The organism is Streptomyces sp. Y1 (genome assembly GCF_041053115.1).
Lineage (GTDB): Bacteria > Actinomycetota > Actinomycetes > Streptomycetales > Streptomycetaceae > Kitasatospora > Kitasatospora rubellomurina.
Map to the genome: position 1 here is coordinate 2058407 of NZ_CP163445.1, position 16963 is coordinate 2075369.

Consider the following 16963-nt stretch of genomic DNA (forward strand, 5'->3'; position numbering starts at 1 on the left):
ATCGCGTGGGCCCGAGCGGGGCCGAGCGCGAAGGGGTGGGCACGGATGATCGGGATCGTCTCCCTCGGCGGGAGCTGCCGCCCGCTCGCCGAGGCACTGCACGCCGCCTGGCCGGAGAGCAGCGAAGTCCGGCACGCCTCGAACGGCAACTGCTTCCAGGCCCCGGACGTGGTCGACTACGCGGTCGGCCGGTACGAGCGGGCGGTCGTCGTTGGGCCGGTCGGGTACATCGTCCGGTCGCTGACCCTCCGGGGCCGGCGGCCGGACGGCGTCGAGCTGCTCTGCGTGGACCCGCACGGCCGCTGGGTGGTCCAGCTGGCCGGCGGGGAGCGGGGCCGGGAGCTGGCCCGGGAGGTGCAGGCCGTCCTCGGCACCACACCCGTGCTCGACGAGGCGCCGCCGCGCCCGGAGGGCCCCCTCGACGCCCTCACCCCGCACGCCGTCCGCTACCACCGCGCGGGCTCCGCCGCGACCGTCCGGGCGGCCGAGGACGGCGACCCGGTGCGCCTGGTCGCCGACGTGCCGTACCCGCTGCCCGCGCTGCCGCCGCACATCCGCCCGGACGCTCCCGAGGACGCCCCGGCGCTGCGGATCACCGACCGGGAGGACCCGGGCGGCAGCGACCTGCTGGTCGTCCCCCGCACCCTGGTCGTCGGCATCGGCGCGAGCGGCGGCGCCGAGCCGGAGGAGGCGATGCGGCTGCTGATGACGGTGCTGAAGGAGACCGGCTACCTGCGCACCGCGATCGGCCGGCTGGCCACCGTCGAGGGCAAGGCCGACCACCCGGCGGTGGCCTGGGTCTCGCGCTGCCTGAACCTGCCGGTGGACGAGCACCCGGCGCCGGAGCTGGCGCGGCTCGCCGTACCGAACCCGTCCGCGGCGGTCGGGACGGCCGTCGGCACCGCGAGCGTCGCCGAGGCGGCCGCGCTGGCGAGCGCGGACGGCGGCGAACTCGTCGTCCCCAAGCGGAAGTCGGCGGCGGCGACGGTCGCGATCGCCCGGGCGGCGGTGCGCGGACGGCTGGCGCTGGTCGGCCTCGGGCCCGGCGAGCCGGACCTGCTGGTGCCGCGCGCGCTGGCCGAACTGCGCCGCGCCTCCGCCGTGGTGGGCCGCCCGGCGGCCGTCGAGGCGGTGGCCGGGCTGCTGCGGCCGGGCACCCGGCTGATCCCGGTGGCCGCCGAAGCGGCACCGGACGCCGACCTGCCCCGGGACGCCGCCGGGCGCCCGCTCGACCACCTGGCCGCCGCCGCCCACCTGGCCGCGCACGGGCACGCCGTCGCGCTGGTCGCCCTCGGCGACGGCGCCGACCTCACCGTGCCGCCCGGCCGGTACGACCTGCACCGCGTCCCCGGACTTCCCTCGTGAGGAGCCACCGCATGACCGCCCCCGAACCCGACCTGCGCCACCACGGCGACGCCGAGGTCCGCGCCGACGGGCTCGGCCTGGTCGACCTCGCCGTCAACGTCCGCACCGGCACGCCCCCCGGCTGGCTGCGCGACCGCCTCGCCGCCACCCTCGGCGACCTCGCCGCCTACCCCGACCAGAGCGCCGCCCGCGCCGCCGTGGCCGCCCGGCACGGCCGGCCGGTCGACGAGGTGCTGCTCACCTCGGGCGCGGCGGAGGCCTTCGTGCTGCTCGCCCGTGTTCTGACGCCACGTCACATCGTGGTCGTGCAACCGCAGTTCACCGAACCGGAGGCCGCGCTGCGGGACGCCGGACACCGGGTGCACCGGGTGCTGCTCACCCCCGAGGACGGCTTCCGGCTCGGCGCCGTCCCCGAGGAGGCGGACCTGGTGGTGCTCGGCAACCCGACCAACCCGACCTCCGTGCTGCACCCCGCCACCGCCGTCGCCGCCCTCGCCCGGCCCGGGCGCACCCTGGTGGTGGACGAGGCGTTCATGGACACCGTGCCGGGCGAACGCGAGTCGCTGGCCGCCGTCCGCGACCTGCCCGGCCGGGTCGTGGTGCTGCGCAGCCTCACCAAGACCTGGGGCCTGGCCGGCCTGCGGATCGGCTACGTGCTCGGCCCGGCCCCACTGCTCGCCGAGCTCGGCGCCGCCCAGCCGCTGTGGCCGGTGTCCACCCCGGCGCTGGCCGCCGCCGAGGCGTGCAGCGCCCCGGCGGCACTGGCCGAGGCCGAACGGGCGGCGGCCGAACTGGCGCTGTGGCGCTCCTACTTGCTGAAGGGGCTGGCGGCCTTCCCCACCGTGCGGGTGTACGGCGAGCCGGCCGCCTCCTTCGTCCTGGTCCGGCTGCCGGACGCGGCGGCCGTCCGGGAACGGCTGCGCGGGCACGGCTTCGCCGTCCGGCGCGGGGACACCTTCCCGGGGCTGGGCGAGGAGTGGCTGCGGATCGCCGTCCGGGACGAGGCCACCACCGACCGCTTCCTGGACGCCCTGGCCGCCGTGCTCGGTTGAACCGGACTGCGCCCGGTTGAACCCGACTGCCGCCGCGCTCAGTTGAGCCTGAGCTCGTCCCCCACCTCGATCCGCCCGGGCACCAGCACCTGCGCGTACACGCCCGCGCAGGGCAGCGCCGGCATCCCCTCCAGCGGCACCAGCCGGTTCCGTTCGGCGGGGGTGCGCAGCGCCTCCGGGCGGCGCGGCAGCGGGCCGTGCCGCAGGGTGGGGACGGCGCAGCGCGGGGTGGGCACCAGGACGCGCAGCCGCAGCGTCGGGCCGATCGCCAACTCCCGTCCCACCCAGGCGTTCTCGACGAAGCCCTCGCCCTCGGTGCGGATCACCAGGTTCGGCCGGTAGCGCTCGGCCTCGACGCCGACCGCGTCCAGCGTCGAGCTGGTGATCAGGTGCAGCGGGGCGAAGTCGAAGAATCCGCCGTCCGGCGCGGCACGCCCCAACTCGTTGACGGTGAAGTCGACTTCGGCCTCGATGCCGTGCGCCAGCACCTGCTCGGGCACGGCCCGTTCGACGGCGGCGCCGGGCGGCCGCTCGGCGATCAGCGTCACCTTCCGGCCGAGCGCCTCGGACAGCTCCGCCTCGTCGACGGCCCGCCCGTCCGGCCCGGCGATAGCCACGTCGCCGCCATCGGCCGTGCTCGCGGCGTACCCGAGCAGACCCGCCCACAGCCGCGGGTGCTTGGCACTGGCGACCTTGCCGGTGGCGACGTCGAGCAGCGCCCGCGCCCGGTCGCCGGCCAGGCCGCGCCCGTCCGCCTCGGCCCGCGAAAGCTCCTCCCCCAGCAGCGACTTCACCGGGTAGCGGCGCAGCCGCTCCACCGTACCGACGCGCATCAGTCCTCCTCCTCCGCCCACTCGCGCAGCGCCGCGAAGTGCAGCTCCTCCAGGCCCGTCCGCGGGTCGACCCACAGCGGCAGCGCCGGGCCGGGGTGGTGGGCCGCGATCCACTCGATGTCCTGCGGCCCGAGCTCGTCGTCGAGCCAGACGAAGGGGCGCCCGGCGGCCCAGGCGACCACGTCCCGGGTCTTCCAGTGCAGCCCGTCCGCGTCCTCGCCGAACAGGTTCGTCCACGCGATGTACGGGAGCTCGGGCAGGCCGATGCGCGGGCCGATGAAGGTGTTCGCCTCGTCCATCCAGGTGGTCGCCCACGCCAACTCGTACGGCAGCGACAGCAGTTCGGGGCCGTGCGCGGGGTTCAGCCAGACCCGCAGCGGCTTCACCTTCGAGCGCGGCGTGGGCGCGTTGCGGGCGACCCAGGACTCGGGCAGCAGGTGGTGCGTCCCGTAACCCTCGGGTCGGCGGGTCGCGGGCGCGGCGTAGGGGTTGAGCGGGCCGTCCACGTCGATCAGCAGCAGCGGCGGCGTCACGCGGCGGCTCCCGCGGCGGCCGCCCAGTCGCGCAGGACCGCGAAGTCCTCGGCGCGCAGGCCGAACCGGGGGTTGACGTGCAGGGTGAGCGCCGGGGCGGGGTGGTGGGCCGCGATCCACTCGGCGTCCTGCGGGCCGAGTTCGTCGTCCACCCAGACGAAGGGGCGCCCGGCGGCCCAGGCGACCACGTCCCGGGTCTTCCAGTGCAGCCCGTCCGGGTCCTCGCCGAACAGGTCCGACCACGCGATGTACGGGAGCTCGGGCAGCCCGAGGCGGGGGCCGACGAGGGTGTTGGCCTCGGCCATCCACGTGGTCGCCCAGGCCAGTTCGTACGGCAGCGCCAGCAACTCCCGCCCGTGCGCGGGGTTCAGCCACACCTTGAGCGGCTTCACCTCGCCCGGCGCGAGCCGGGCCTGCCGCTCCGCCCACCAGTGGGGGGTCAGGCGGTGGGCCTGGTAGCCCTTGGGACCGCGCAGCCCGGGTGCGGCGAAGGGGTTGAGAGGTCCGTCCACGTCGAGGAGGAGCAGCGGTTGCGGCGTCATCCCTGAATTCTCGGGCGGCGGTACCGGATTGACCAGTGATTTGCGGCCGTTCCCGCAGGGGCGCAGCGCCACGGAACGCCGAAGGCCCTTCCCGGTGGGGCGAGAAGGGCCTGGGCACGTGCACCCGGGGGGGTTGGATCAGACCTGGCCGGCCTTCTCCAGCGCCTCGCAGCAGGTGTTGATCAGGAGGCGGGTGACGACGTAGGGGTCGACGTTGGCGTTCGGGCGACGGTCCTCGATGTAGCCCTTCTTCTCCACCTCGACCTGCCACGGGATGCGGACCGAGGCGCCGCGGTCGGAGACGCCGTAGCTGTAGACGTTCCACGGGGCGGTCTCGTGCTTGCCGGTCAGGCGGGACTGGATGTCGTCACCGTACTGGTTGACGTGCTCCAGCACCTTCTCCTGGGAGGCGCCGAGCGACTCGCAGGCGGTGATGATGGCGTCGTAGCCCTCGCGCATCGCCTTGGTGGAGAAGTTGGTGTGGGCGCCCGCGCCGTTCCAGTCGCCCCGGGCCGGCTTGGCGTCCAGGGTGGCGTCGATGCCGAACTCCTCGGCGGTGCGGTACAGCAGGTAGCGGGCGATCCACAGGTCGTCGGAGACGGTCAGCGCGTCGACCGGGCCGATCTGGAACTCCCACTGGCCGGGCATGACCTCGGCGTTGATGCCGCAGATCGCCAGGCCGGCGTCCAGGCAGCGGTCCAGGTGCAGCTCGACGATCTCGCGGCCGAAGACCTCCTCGGCGCCGACGCCGCAGTAGTAGCCGCCCTGCGGGGCCGGGTAGCCGCCCTCCGGGAAGCCGAGCGGGCGGGAGCCCTTGAAGAAGGTGTACTCCTGCTCGATGCCGAAGATCGACTCCTGGGCGGTGTACTTGCTCTCGACCTCGCGCAGCAGGGCGCGGGTGTTGGACTCGTGCGGGGTGCCGTTCGTCTCCAGGACCTCGCAGAGGACCAGGATGTTGTCACCGCCGCGGATCGGGTCCTTGACGACCTTCACCGGCTCCAGCACGCGGTCCGAGGCGTGGCCCTCGGCCTGGTTGGTCGACGAGCCGTCGAAGCCCCAGGTGGGGATCTTGTCGGCGTTGGGCAGGACGCGAGTCTTGGAACGGAGCTTCGCGGTCGGCTTGGTGCCGTCGATCCAGATGTACTCGGCCTTGATTGCCACGGCTTGTCCCTCGCATTGCTGGGTGGTGGGTGCCCGCGTAGCGTCGCAAGCCGCCGTTTCCCGGTTGTTCCTCTCGTGTAACGCGCATGTGAACCAACCGTCCGCGTCGGCACGGTCACGGTGCGGGAGTGCCGGGCGCGGCACTCCCGCCGCGACGGGTGCCGCCAGGGCGCCGACGGGTGCCGTCAGTGGCGCCGGGCGTGCGCCGCGTGACGCCGCCGGGTGGCCCACAGCGCGGCCGCCCCGCCCGCGACGAGGGCGGCGGCCCCGGCGGCCAGCGGGCCGGTGGCGTCGCTGCCGCCGGTGCTGGCCAGCCGCTCCTTCTCGGCCGCGGCCCGCGGCACGGCGGCCCGCGAGGTGGTGGTGTCGGCGACCGGCTGGGCGGCGGGCGCGCTGGTCGGCACGGCCGTGGCGGGCGCGGAGCCCGATGCGGCCGCGGTGGGCTTCTCGCAGCTCACCGAGGCGACGGTGACCGTCCCGGTGACCTTGGCGACGTTCAGGTTGAGCGGGTTCACCTCCACGTGCACCTCCAGCGCGGAGGCGGCGGCGGTGGTCGTGGTGGTGGCCTTCTTGGAGAACTCCACCGAGACGCTGCCGACCGCCGGCACGTCCACCTTGGTCGGCCCGTACAGGCCGAGGGTGACGGGCTTGCCGAGCACGGTCAGCTTGGCGGGCGCGACGACGTTCGCGGTCGGCGCCCCGTCGACCGGGCAGGTGACCTCGGCGCTCATCGCCTCCAGGCCGAGCAGCGCGGTGGCGGTGAGGCCGGGGGCGTTCACGTCGGCGTTGACCAGCTTGACCGAGGCGGCGGCGCCCTTGTCGTCGGCGCGGGTGACGGACTTGCCGATGTCGGCCTTGACCAGGGTGACCGGGCGCTGCCCGTCGACGCCGTCCACCGCCGCGGTGAGCACGGAGCCGTCGCGCTCGGCCGGGGACTCGACCTTGTTCAGCGCGATGTTCACCGGGACGTCCACCGCGCTGTTCAGCAGCTTGACGTCCAGGGCGAGCTCGGCGGTGACGGCGCGGGCCTTGCCCGGCGAGGCGGGCGCCGCGGCCGGAGCGGCCGGAGCGGCCTGGACGGGCGGGGCGCTGAGCAGTGCGCACACCACCGTGGCTGCAGCGGCGGAAACGATTCGGCGCGAAGACCGAGACGAAGACGAGGACGAAAACGACAGGGACGACAGGGACGGCGAAGACATGGCGGTACCCCCACACACACGGCTGAAACGATGAGCCGCCAGTCTTCTCAAACGATCCGTCACATGAGTCACACAGAAAGTCATTTCACCCGTTGGAGTGAGATTGACGTTCCGCCCTGACCCACGTCTGCTACGGCAGCCGCCAGTCCACCGGCTGCGCCCCCTGCCGCACCAGCAGCTCGTTCGCCCGGCTGAACGGCCGCGAGCCGAAGAAGCCGCGGTCCGCCGACATCGGGCTCGGGTGCACCGACTCGACGGTCGGGACGTTGCCCAGCAGCGGGCGCAGGTTGCGGGCGTCGCTCCCCCACAGGATCGCCACCAGCGGGCCGCCGCGCGCCACCAGCGCCCGGATCGCCTGCTCGGTGACCGCCTCCCAGCCCTTGCCCTTGTGCCCGCCGGGCTTGCGCGGCTGGGTGGTCAGCGCCCGGTTGAGCAGCAGCACGCCCTGCTGCGACCAGGGCGTGAGGTCGCCGTTGGCGGGCTGCGGCAGCCCGAGGTCGGTGCCGTACTCGCGGAAGATGTTGACCAGGCTCGGCGGGATCGGCCGCACCTCGGGCGCCACCGAGAAGCTGAGCCCCACCGCGTGGCCGGGCGTCGGGTACGGGTCCTGCCCGACGATCAGGACGCGGACGTCGGCGATCGGCTGCTGGAAGGCCCGCAGGATGTTCGGACCGGACGGCAGGTAGGTGCGGCCGGCGGCCACCTCGGCGCGCAGGAAGTCACCCATCGCGGTGATCCGCCCGGCGACGGGCTCCAGGGCGGTGGCCCAACCGGGCTCGACGATCTCGTTCAGTGGACGCGGTGCCATGGTCGTCACCCTATCGGCCCAGACCGACAGCCCGTCACCTCGGATGATCATGCTTCCGGGGCGCGCTCGCCGCGCCCCGCCTCACCCCACCACGCGCCCCCGCAGCACCACCAGCGCCGGGTCGGCCAGCACCCGGACGTCCGCCCGCGGGTCCTCGGCGTACACCACGAAGTCCGCCGGCGCACCCTCCTCCAGGCCCGGCCGCCCGAGCCACGCCCGGGCGCCCCAACTCGCCGCCGACAGCGCCTCGGCCGGGCTCAGCCCGGCCTTCACCAGCTCCGCCACCTCGTCCGCGACCAGCCCGTGCGCGAGCGAGCCGCCCGCGTCGGTGCCGACGAAGATCGGGATGCCCGCGTCGTGCGCGGCGCCCACCGTGTCGTAGCGGCGCTCGTGCAGCCGCCGCATGTGCGCCGACCAGGCCGGGAACTTGGCCTCGCCGCCGGCCGCGAGCGAGGGGAAGGTGGCGATGTTGACCAGCGTCGGGACGATGGCGACGCCGCGCTCGGCGAAGGCCGGGATCAGCTCCTCGGTCAGCCCGGTGGCGTGCTCCACGCAGTCGATGCCGGCCGCCAGCAGGTCCGGCAGCGACTCGGCGGCGAAGCAGTGCGCGGTGACCCGCGCGCCCTCCTCGTGCGCTGCCGCGATCGCCTCGGCCAGCGCGTCGCCGGGCCAGCAGGCGGCGAGGTCGCCGCGCTCGCGGTCGATCCAGTCGCCGACCAGCTTCACCCAGCCGTCCCCGCGCCGGGCCTCGGCCCGGACGTACGCGGCCAGGTCGCCGGGCTCGATCTCGTGGGCGTAGTTGCGGATGTAGCGGCGGGTGCGGGCGATGTGCCGCCCGGCCCGGATGATCCGGGGCAGGTCCTCGCGCTCGTCGATCCAGCGGGTGTCGGCCGCCGAGCCGGCGTCGCGGATCAGCAGGGTGCCGGCGTCGCGGTCGGTGAGCGCCTGCTTCTCGCTGGTGGCGGCGTCGACGGCGCCGTGCGCGTCCAGGCCGACGTGGCAGTGCGCGTCCACCAGGCCGGGCAGCACCCAGCCGGTGACCGTCCGGACGTCACCGGCGGTCGGCGGGCGGGTGAAGCTCACCCGGCCGTCCACCACCCAGAGTTCGTCCCGGACGTCCTGCGGACCGACCAGCACCCGACCCCGCACGTGCAGCACCGCGCCATCGCTCATGCCCGCACTCTAGCGGCGGACGGGTTCCCTGTAAGCAGCGTCCATGCGGCAGACTCGTTGCGGTACCCACCACCCCCTGCGGCGAAAGGCCAGACGTGAGCCCGTACCTCGACCTCCCCCCGCTCAGCGCCGCCGAGTTCGCGGCGATCGAGGACCAGGTGGCCGCGCTGCTGCACACCGAGGCCGACGTGATCGTCACCCAGGGCGAGGCGCTGCTGCCGCTGGAGGCCGCGATCCGCGGCGCCGCGCACCCGGGCTCCACCGCGCTGAACATCGTCACCGGCCCGTACGGGCAGACCTTCGGCAACTGGCTGCGCTCCTGCGGCGCGCACGTCGTCGACCTCGCCGCCCCCTTCGACGGCGCGGTGAGCGCCGCGCAGGTCGCCGAGGCGCTGGAGGCGAACCCGGGCATCGACTTCGTCTCGCTGGTGCACGCCGAGGCCGCCACCGGCAACACCAACCCGGTCGCCGGGATCGGCGCCGTGGTGCGCGAGCACGGCGCCCTGCTGATGCTCGACGCGGTCGCCTCCGTCGCCGCCGAGCCGCTGCTCACCGACGCGTGGGGCGTCGACCTGTGCGTGATCGGCGGCCAGAAGGCGATGGGCGGCCCGGCCGGGGTCTCGGCCGTGTCGGTGTCCGAGCGCGCCTGGGAGCGGATCGCCGCCAACCCGGCCGCCCCGCGCCGCTCCTACCTGTCGCTGCTCGACTGGAAGGAGCGCTGGACGGACGCCGGCCGCACCGTCCTCCCGCACGCCCCGGCCCAGTTGGAGATGCTCGCGCTCGGCGCCTGCCTGGACCGGATCGCCGCGGACGGCCTGTCGGCCGTGATCGCCCGCCACCGCGCCGCCTCCGCCGCCACCCGGGCCGGCGTCCGCGCCCTCGGCACGCTCAGCCCGTTCGTCCACGAGGACGCGCACGCCGCGCCGGTCGCCACCACCCTGCGCACCCCGGACGGCGTGGACGCCACCGCGCTCGCGGCCCGGCTCGACCCGGCCCTGCCCGTCCAGCCCGGCGGCGGCGCGCTGGCCGGCTCGATGCTGCGGGTCAACCACTACGGCCCGGCGGCCTCCCTGGAGACCGTCCGCGCCTGCCTGGCCGCCCTCGCGGCCGCCACCGGCGCCGACCCCGCGCCGGCCCTCACCGCCGCCGACGCCGCCTGGGGCGCGGCCGTCTAGACAGCGGAGCGGCCCCGGGATCGCTCCCGGGGCCGCCGAGGGAGGACACTGGAACCGGTCCCGCCCGCACGAGACTTCGGAGGAATGGTGAGCGCAGCCCCACTGAACGGCCACCACGACGACCGCCGCCCCATCGCCCGTACCCAGGACGCCGTCGCGGCCGCGCTGCCCCCGGCGCAGCGGATGGAGTTCTACCGCGAGATGGGCGAGGCCGACGACGAGACGATTGGTGGCGTCCTGCGGCGCTGGTGGCTGCGGGCCGAGCTCTATCAGGACCCTGAGGGCGACCGCATCCACGCCGCCGTCCGGAACGGGACCGCCCCCGGTACCTCCGCCTCCGCCGTACTCCGGCGCCTCGACGCCGAATGAGCGAGCACACCGAGGATCCGCACGAGGACGACCCGATCACCCTGTCCCCGGCCGTCGAAAACCTCCTGGGGGATGCACTCGGCACCGCTGCGCCGGGATCTCGGGCTGGTGGAGTACGCCGTGGACGAAGAGCAGGATCCGCCGCGGGTCTACGTGTCCCGGATCCTGCGCGCAGACTGATCAGGCCGGCCCTCACCGCCGCCGACGCCGCCTGGGGCGCGGCCGTCTAGACAGCGGAGCGGCCCCCGAGTCACCTCGGGGGCCGCTCTCGCGGGGTGTTCAGTGCCCGCCCGCGTCCAGCACCTCGACGCCGCGGATGTTCCGCTCGATCTCCTCCGCCGGCAGCGCGACCGCCAGCGCCCAGTAGTAGATCACCAGCGAGAACACCACCACGACGCCGATGTCCCACCACAGCGGCAGGTTCCCCTGCGCGCCCACGCCGAAGGTGCCCTGCCAGGAGACGATCCCCATCCCGACCAGGTAGACCGGCAGCCACTGCCCGGCCTTGAAGTCCATCCGCGGCGCGTTCGGCACGCCCTTCGAGGCCGCGTACACCGAGTACCCGCCGAGCAGCACGTACCCGATCAGGATCGCCAGGCCGAGCCGCCACAGGGTGTCCCAGCCGGACCAGTAGATGACCAGGCTGGCCACCGCGAAGGCCAGCGGCGAGATGATCGTGCCGCCGGGCAGGTGGTACGAGCGCTCCATCCCCGGCAGCCGCTTGCGCAGCACCCCGAAGGCCAGCGGCGCGCCCGCGTACATCAGCACCACCGCCGAGGTGATGAAGCCGACCAGCCGCTGCCAGCTCGGGAACGGCAGGAAGCAGAGCACCCCGGCGATCCAGGCGATCAGCAGGCCCAGCCACGGCACCGAGCGCTTGTCGGTGTACTGCAGGGCCTGCGGCGCGTAGCCGTTGCGGCTCAGCCCGTACGTGACCCGGGAGCTGGAGGTGATGTAGACCAGGCCGGTGCCGGCCGGCGAGATCACCGCGTCGATGAACAGGATGGTGGCGAGCCAGCCGAGCCCGATCAAGGTGGCGAGGCCGGCGAACGGCCCGCTGATGCCCGGGTAGTCGAGCTTGCCCCAGCCCGCCGCGAAGGTGTCCGGCGGCAGGGCCCCGATGAACACCACCTGGAGCATGACGTAGACGATCGTGCCGATGACGACCGACCCGAGCACGGCCCGGGGGATGTCCCGGCGGGGGTTGCGGCTCTCCCCCGCCCACTGGATCGCCTGCTCGAAGCCGAGCAGCGCGAAGATCACGCCGCTGGTGCTGATCGCCGCCAGCACGCCCTTGGCGCCGTCCGGCGCGAAGCCCCGCAGGTGGAAGTTGGAGCCGTGGAACTCGGTGAGCCCGAGGGCGAAGATGGCCAGGATCGGGACGAGGACCTTCCACACGGTGGCCACGCTGTTGGTGTGCGCGAGCAGCCGCACGCCCAGGAAGTTCACCGCGACGAAGAGGCCGAGCAGCACGGCCGCGATCACGAAACCGGTGCCCGTCAGCGTCAGGTCCTTGTTCAGGAAGCCGTCCGCCCAGGTCCAGTGCCGGGCGTAGTTGATCATCGCCTGGACCTCGATCGGGGCGATGGTCGCCGCCTGCAGCCAGGTGAACCAGCCGAACGACATGCCGGCGAACCCGCCGAAGGCGTAGTGCGGGTACCGGGCCGTCCCGCCGGCCACCGGGAACAGGCCGCCCAGTTCGGCGTGGATCAGCGCCAGCAGGATGATCGCCACCGCGCCGATGCCCCAGGACAGCAGCGCGGCCGGCCCCGCGGCCACGGCCGCCTTCTGCGCCCCGAACAGCCAGCCGGAGCCGATGATCGCCCCGACCGAGGCCCAGAGCAGCCCGGCGAGCCCCACCTCCCGCTTCAGCCCGGTGTGCCCCGAACCCGGCGGGCTCGTGGTCGTGGAATGCGCCATGGCGGGACCGCCTCTCACCTCGGGGAATCCCCCCGACAGTGCCGCAGCCCGCGCGCCGCCCCCGCGCCGAAACGCGCTGCGCCCGCCTCCGCTCACCCGAACGGCGGGCACGCGGCAGAGGAGGGCGCGGCTCGGCTCAGGACGGGACTTCGGCCTGCCGGCGGAAGTCCCGGGCGTGGGCGGCGACGGCGTCGACGTCCTCGGCGGTCTCGCTGTACATGCCCCACATGCTGCCGTCCGCCCAGTCGCAGACGGCGATGGCGTGCCCCTCGGCGTCGGCGCGGCCGCACTTCATGACGCCGCCCCGGTCGCCGGGGTCGACCTCGTGCAGGTCCGCGATCTCCTCGCCGTTGGAGCGCTGGCGGGAGAGCAGGTCGTCGAGTTCGGAGGAGGGCAGGAAGATGTGCCGCTCGCTGACGGTGAGGAAGACCATCCGCTGCTGGTCCCCGGCGAGGTAGGTGGTGGCCGAGACGCCGGACTCGGAGCCGACGCGGCTCTGCTTGGCCTTCGAGGCCTCGGGGACGAACGGCAGCCCGTCGAAGGTCTTCGGCGGGTCGTACCGGTACGCGCCGAGGTCGGCGAAGTTGTCGGCGAAGGCCACGCCGAAGGCCGCCGCGCCGAGGACGGCGACGGCGGTGACGGTGCGCCACAGCCTGCGGCGGGATCGCGGCGGCGGGGCGACGGGCGTGACGTCCACCAGGACGTCCTCGGGCTGATCGAGTTCTGGCACGCGCAGATCAGAGCAGGTCTGGACCAGTCTGCGCAATGCTTTTCGGCCACCGGCGCCGGCACAGTTCCCCCAGCGTTCACCTCGCCGGCACGCAGAACTCACCGCCGCCCGGCAGGCTCCCGCCCAAGGGGGTCGAGTTGGCTATACAACTCCCCCAGGGACCCCCGCCCAGGAGGAGAACCGCCATGACCGAGCCGTCCCCGTACTGGCTGCGCGACAACTGCCCGTGCGGCGAATGCCGCGATCCGCGCAACGGCCAGAAGCTGTTCCAGATCGCCGACCTGCCGGACGACCTCACCCTCGCGGCGCAGTGCGAGCTGGACGGCAACCTGGAGGTGCTCTGGTCGGACGGGCACCGCTCCCGCTACCCGCTGGCCTGGCTGCACGAGGAGCCCGAGGGCGACGGGCGGACGGAGGAGGGCAAGCGGCTCTGGGCGGCGGCGGACTTCGCGCGCGGCCTGCCCGAGGCCGACTGGGCGGCGTACCTGGCCGACCCGGCCGAGCGGGCCGCGGTGCTGGCCGCCGTGCGCCGCAGCGGCTTCGCCGTGCTGCGCGGGGTGCCGGCGGTGGAGCGGCAGGTCCTGGCGGTGGCCGAGAGCTTCGGGTACGTCCGGGTCACCAACTACGGCGAGCTGTTCGACGTCCGGGTCGAGCCGGACCCCAACAACCTGGCCTTCACCAGCGCCGCCATCGCCCCGCACACCGACAACCCCTACCGCGACCCGGTGCCCACCCTGCAGCTGCTGCACTGCCTGGAGAACTCCGCCACCGGCGGCGACTCCGGCCTGGTGGACGGCTTCCGGGCGGCCGCGATCCTGCGCGAGGAGGCCCCCGAGGCCTTCGCGCTGCTCACCCGCACGCCCGTCCCCTTCGTCTTCCGCGACCGCCGCACCGAACTGCGCGCCGAGCGGCCGCTGATCGACGTCGACGGGCTCGGCCGGATCCGCGAAGTCCGGTTCAACAACCGCTCGTTCGGCACGCTCCGGGGCGAGGGCCGGGACGCCTTCTACGCCGCGTACCGCCGCTTCGCCGCGATCACCCTGCGCCCCGAACTGCAGCTGACCTTCCGGCTCGACCCGGGCGACTGCCTGGTCTTCGACAACACCCGCCTGCTGCACGCCCGCACGGCCTTCGAGCAGGACGGCCGCCGGCACCTCCAGGGCTGCTACGCCGACCTCGACGCGCTCGGCTCCACCCTCGCCGTGCTGCACCGCGGCACCGCCGCGCTGGACGAGCTCGCCGAACTGTTCGCGGGCGAGGGCGCCGGGGAGTACCTGGGCGAGGAGGTGACCATGGCCGAGCACATGCTGCAGGCCGCCGCGGCCGCCGAACGGGCCGGCGCCGCACCGCACCTGGTCGCCGCCGCGCTGCTGCACGACCTCGGCCACCTCGTCGACGCGCACGGCCGGGAGGCCGTCAGCGGCCGCGACCTGATGCGGGGGCAGGACAACCGGCACAGCGACACCGGCGCCGCCCGGCTGGCGCAGTGGTTCGGCCCGGAGGTCACCGAGCCGGTCCGGCTGCACGTCGCCGCCAAGCGCTACCTGTGCGCCGTCGAACCGGGCTACCGCGAGAAGCTCTCCGAGGCGTCCGAGTACACCCTCACCGTCCAGGGCGGCCCGATGAGCGAGCGGCAGGCCGCCGAGTTCGCCGAACTCCCGGGCGCCGCCGACGCGGTGGCCGTGCGCCGCTGGGACGAGCAGGCCAAGACGGCCGGCGCCGAGGTGCCCGGCTTCGAGCACTACCGGCCGCTGCTCGCCGCCCTGATGCGCTGACGGGCCCGGGGGCGGGGGCGGTCAGTCCCCGTCCCGGGCGTGCCGCGAGAGCGCCGACGTGGCCAGCGAGTTGTGCACGCTGAACGCCACCGTCCCGGGCAGGTAGCGGTCCTGGGACCACTCCACCGGGGTGCCGGTCGGGTCCGTGGTGCGCCGCCGCTCGCGCAGCAGCGGGCCGCCCCGGCGGCAGCCGAGCAGCCGGGCGTCGACGGCGTTGGCCGTCACCACGTCGATGGTGTGGTCGGCGTCGGTGAACAGGATGCCGTGCTCGCGCAGCACCTCGGTGTGCGAGACCACGTCGGTCGGCAGCTCGGCGACGATCTCGCCGACCCGCGGCGGGTAGATGGTGCGCTCGACCATCACCGGCGTCCCGGACAGCGTGCGCAGCCGCACCGTCACGTACACCTCGGCGCCCGGCTCCAGCCGCAGCTGCTCGCACTCGGCCGCGTCGGCCGGGCGGCGGACCAGCGAGTCGAGGATGCCGCCGGGCTCCTCGCCCATCGAGTACGCCCAGTGCGTGAAGCTCAGCAGCTCGGAGAAGCTCTGCACCCGGGCCCCGCCGAGCACCACCCGCCGGGTGCCGCGCCGCGACGTGACCAGCCCGTCCGAGCGCAGCACCGCGAGGGCCTGACGGACCGTGCCGCGCGAGACGCCGTACTTCTCGGCCAGCGCGCCCTCGGCGGGCAGCCGGCCGGCCTCCCCGTACGCCCCGGTGGTGATGGCCTCGCGCAGGTCGGCGGCGACCTTCCGGTACAGGGCGGCGCCGCGCTCCGCGGCCGGGGCCGGGCGCCCGGGCTCAAGTGCCACGTCAGTCAATGTCCCTCCTGGGGCGGTGTCCTGCGCAGCCGTACCGGCGCGGACAGCCCGACCTTATCCCGCTGCGCGATTCGAGCATCGCACCGAACGGATCGCGCTCGGATGGCTGGATTCCACCGTTCCCGCAGCCGACCCCGGCGCTGAGCCGTCCGTTCACCTTCCCGTCACCGGACTCCGGGTTACTTACCCCCGTCAGCGAAGTTGGCTAGTCAACTCGGACGACTCCGAACTCACCTCGGACCGCACCCGGACCGCCGCTCGCCGGATCCCCCGATCCCGACGCCCTCCCTTGCTGCAGAACCCAGCAAAGCCCCCTTCTCAGGAGACTGACCCGTGACCGTGCACCGCGCCCGCACCGCCGCCATCGCGGCTGTACTGACCGCCGCCGCACTCTCGCTCACCGCCTGCGGTTCCGCCGGCTCCTCGTCCACCAAGGCCGGCTCCAACGACGTGTCGGGCGGCGGCAAGAGCGCCAAGACCGCCACCTCCGCCGCCGACCTCGGCGGCATGGACGCCCTGGTCGCCGCCGCCAAGAAGGAGGGCAAGCTCCACGTCATCACGCTGCCCCGCGACTGGGCGAACTACGGCAAGCTGATGGACGACTTCAAGGCCAAGTACGGCATCGAGATCGAGGACGAGAACCCGGACGGCTCCAGCCAGGACGAGATCAACGCCGTCACCTCCCGCAAGGGCCAGGACCGCGCCCCCGACGTGGTCGACCTGGGTGCCGCGTTCGCCACCTCCGGCGCCAAGCAGGGCCTGTTCGCCCCGTACAAGGTCGCCGACTTCGACAAGATCCCGGCCACCATGAAGGACGCCGACGGTCTGCGCTACAACGACTACGGCGGCTACATCTCGATCGCCTGCGACGCCAAGAAGGTCGGCACCTGCCCGAAGACCTTCGCCGACCTGCTGAAGCCCGAGTACAAGGGCATGGTCGCGCTCAACGGCAACCCGACCAAGGCGAACGCCGCGTACAGCGCCGTCATGGCCGCCGCCCTCGCCAACGGCGGCTCGCTGGACAACATCCAGCCCGGCATCGACTTCTTCGGCAAGCTGAAGCAGGCCGGCAACTTCAACCCGGTCGAGGTCACCCCGGCGACCATCGAGAAGGGCGAGACCCCGATCACCATCGACTGGTCCTACCTGAACGCCGGCTACGCCGTGAAGTTCAAGGACAAGGGCATCGACTGGCAGGTCAGCATCCCGTCCGACGGCAGCTACGCCAACTTCTACAACCAGGCCATCAACAAGGACGCGCCGCACCCGGCCGCCGCCCGCCTGTGGGAGGAGTACCTCTACAGCGCGGAGGGCCAGAACGGCTTCCTGGGCGGCTACGCCACCCCGGCCCTGTTCGACGCCATGAAGGCCGCCGGCACCCTGGACGCGGCCGCCGCCGCCAAGCTCCCGCCGGTCGAGAAGCCCTTCACCACCTTCCCGACCGACGACCAGACCACGGCGGCCAAGAAGGTCGTCACCGAGAACTGGGCCAAGGCGATCGCGGGCTGACCT

Annotated in this window: 16 protein-coding genes; 6 read left to right on the forward strand and 10 right to left on the reverse strand. The window is 74.1% G+C overall.

Annotation, left to right across the window (positions count from 1 at the left end; genetic code table 11):
- Window positions 1-45: 45 nt before the first annotated feature.
- Window positions 46-1365 (forward strand): cobalamin biosynthesis protein, encoded by a 1320-nt coding sequence (locus AB2U05_RS08550; protein ID WP_369182922.1) that lies wholly within the window; start codon window positions 46-48, stop codon window positions 1363-1365.
- 11 nt (window positions 1366-1376) lie between these two features.
- Entirely contained in the window at window positions 1377-2417 is a 1041-nt protein-coding gene (gene cobC, locus AB2U05_RS08555) for an Rv2231c family pyridoxal phosphate-dependent protein CobC (RefSeq protein ID WP_369182923.1), read from the forward strand.
- 38 nt (window positions 2418-2455) lie between these two features.
- Here the strand turns inward: cobC and AB2U05_RS08560 are convergent, their stop codons facing one another.
- From AB2U05_RS08560 to AB2U05_RS08590, 7 genes are all read right to left on the reverse strand, one after another.
- Window positions 2456-3250, reverse strand: a complete 795-nt coding sequence (locus AB2U05_RS08560; protein WP_045703166.1) for an MOSC domain-containing protein — start codon at window positions 3248-3250, stop codon at window positions 2456-2458.
- Complete coding sequence (locus tag AB2U05_RS08565; protein ID WP_369182924.1) at window positions 3250-3783, reverse strand: hypothetical protein; 534 nt, start codon at window positions 3781-3783, stop codon at window positions 3250-3252. Before AB2U05_RS08565 ends, AB2U05_RS08560 begins: the two co-directional genes overlap by 1 nt.
- Entirely contained in the window at window positions 3780-4325 is a 546-nt protein-coding gene (locus tag AB2U05_RS08570) for a hypothetical protein (protein WP_052706638.1), read from the reverse strand. The genes AB2U05_RS08565 and AB2U05_RS08570 overlap by 4 nt, the downstream gene beginning before the upstream one ends.
- A 138-nt stretch (window positions 4326-4463) precedes the next feature.
- Window positions 4464-5486, reverse strand: a complete 1023-nt coding sequence (gene glnII, locus AB2U05_RS08575; RefSeq protein ID WP_045703171.1) for a glutamine synthetase GlnII — start codon at window positions 5484-5486, stop codon at window positions 4464-4466.
- Window positions 5487-5671: 185 nt separating this feature from the next.
- Window positions 5672-6769 carry an SCO1860 family LAETG-anchored protein gene (locus tag AB2U05_RS08580; RefSeq protein WP_341846039.1) on the reverse strand — a complete coding sequence of 366 codons (1098 nt, stop codon included), beginning with the start codon at window positions 6767-6769 and terminating at the stop codon, window positions 5672-5674.
- 46 nt (window positions 6770-6815) lie between these two features.
- Window positions 6816-7493 carry a uracil-DNA glycosylase gene (locus tag AB2U05_RS08585; RefSeq protein ID WP_369182925.1) on the reverse strand — a complete coding sequence of 226 codons (678 nt, stop codon included), beginning with the start codon at window positions 7491-7493 and terminating at the stop codon, window positions 6816-6818.
- A gap of 81 nt (window positions 7494-7574) precedes the next feature.
- Window positions 7575-8666: an amidohydrolase family protein gene (locus AB2U05_RS08590; RefSeq protein WP_045710493.1), complete on the reverse strand. Its 1092-nt coding sequence runs from the start codon at window positions 8664-8666 to the stop codon at window positions 7575-7577.
- Between the two features lie 95 nt (window positions 8667-8761).
- Between AB2U05_RS08590 and AB2U05_RS08595 the strand changes: the two genes are divergently transcribed.
- Both AB2U05_RS08595 and AB2U05_RS08600 read left to right on the forward strand, forming a co-directional pair.
- Entirely contained in the window at window positions 8762-9841 is a 1080-nt protein-coding gene (locus AB2U05_RS08595) for an alanine--glyoxylate aminotransferase family protein (protein ID WP_369182926.1), read from the forward strand.
- 87 nt (window positions 9842-9928) lie between these two features.
- Window positions 9929-10210 (forward strand): hypothetical protein, encoded by a 282-nt coding sequence (locus AB2U05_RS08600; RefSeq protein WP_369182927.1) that lies wholly within the window; start codon window positions 9929-9931, stop codon window positions 10208-10210.
- Window positions 10211-10489: 279 nt separating this feature from the next.
- Here the strand turns inward: AB2U05_RS08600 and AB2U05_RS08605 are convergent, their stop codons facing one another.
- Window positions 10490-12130 carry an APC family permease gene (locus tag AB2U05_RS08605; RefSeq protein ID WP_369182928.1) on the reverse strand — a complete coding sequence of 547 codons (1641 nt, stop codon included), beginning with the start codon at window positions 12128-12130 and terminating at the stop codon, window positions 10490-10492.
- 136 nt (window positions 12131-12266) lie between these two features.
- A complete protein-coding gene (locus tag AB2U05_RS08610; protein WP_369182929.1) occupies window positions 12267-12860 on the reverse strand; it encodes a hypothetical protein in 594 nt (197 codons plus the stop codon).
- A 185-nt stretch (window positions 12861-13045) separates the two neighbouring features.
- Between AB2U05_RS08610 and AB2U05_RS08615 the strand changes: the two genes are divergently transcribed.
- Window positions 13046-14635, forward strand: coding sequence for a TauD/TfdA family dioxygenase (locus AB2U05_RS08615; RefSeq protein ID WP_369182930.1), 1590 nt, complete (start codon window positions 13046-13048; stop codon window positions 14633-14635).
- Window positions 14636-14656: 21 nt separating this feature from the next.
- On the opposite strand, the gene AB2U05_RS08620 is transcribed toward AB2U05_RS08615, so the two are convergent.
- Window positions 14657-15442, reverse strand: coding sequence for a GntR family transcriptional regulator (locus AB2U05_RS08620; RefSeq protein ID WP_045703188.1), 786 nt, complete (start codon window positions 15440-15442; stop codon window positions 14657-14659).
- Window positions 15443-15784: 342 nt separating this feature from the next.
- Here AB2U05_RS08620 and AB2U05_RS08625 point away from each other — a divergent pair, with 342 nt between their 5' ends.
- Window positions 15785-16960 carry an ABC transporter substrate-binding protein gene (locus AB2U05_RS08625; RefSeq protein WP_045703190.1) on the forward strand — a complete coding sequence of 392 codons (1176 nt, stop codon included), beginning with the start codon at window positions 15785-15787 and terminating at the stop codon, window positions 16958-16960.
- The last annotated feature ends 3 nt before the right edge of the window (window positions 16961-16963 follow it).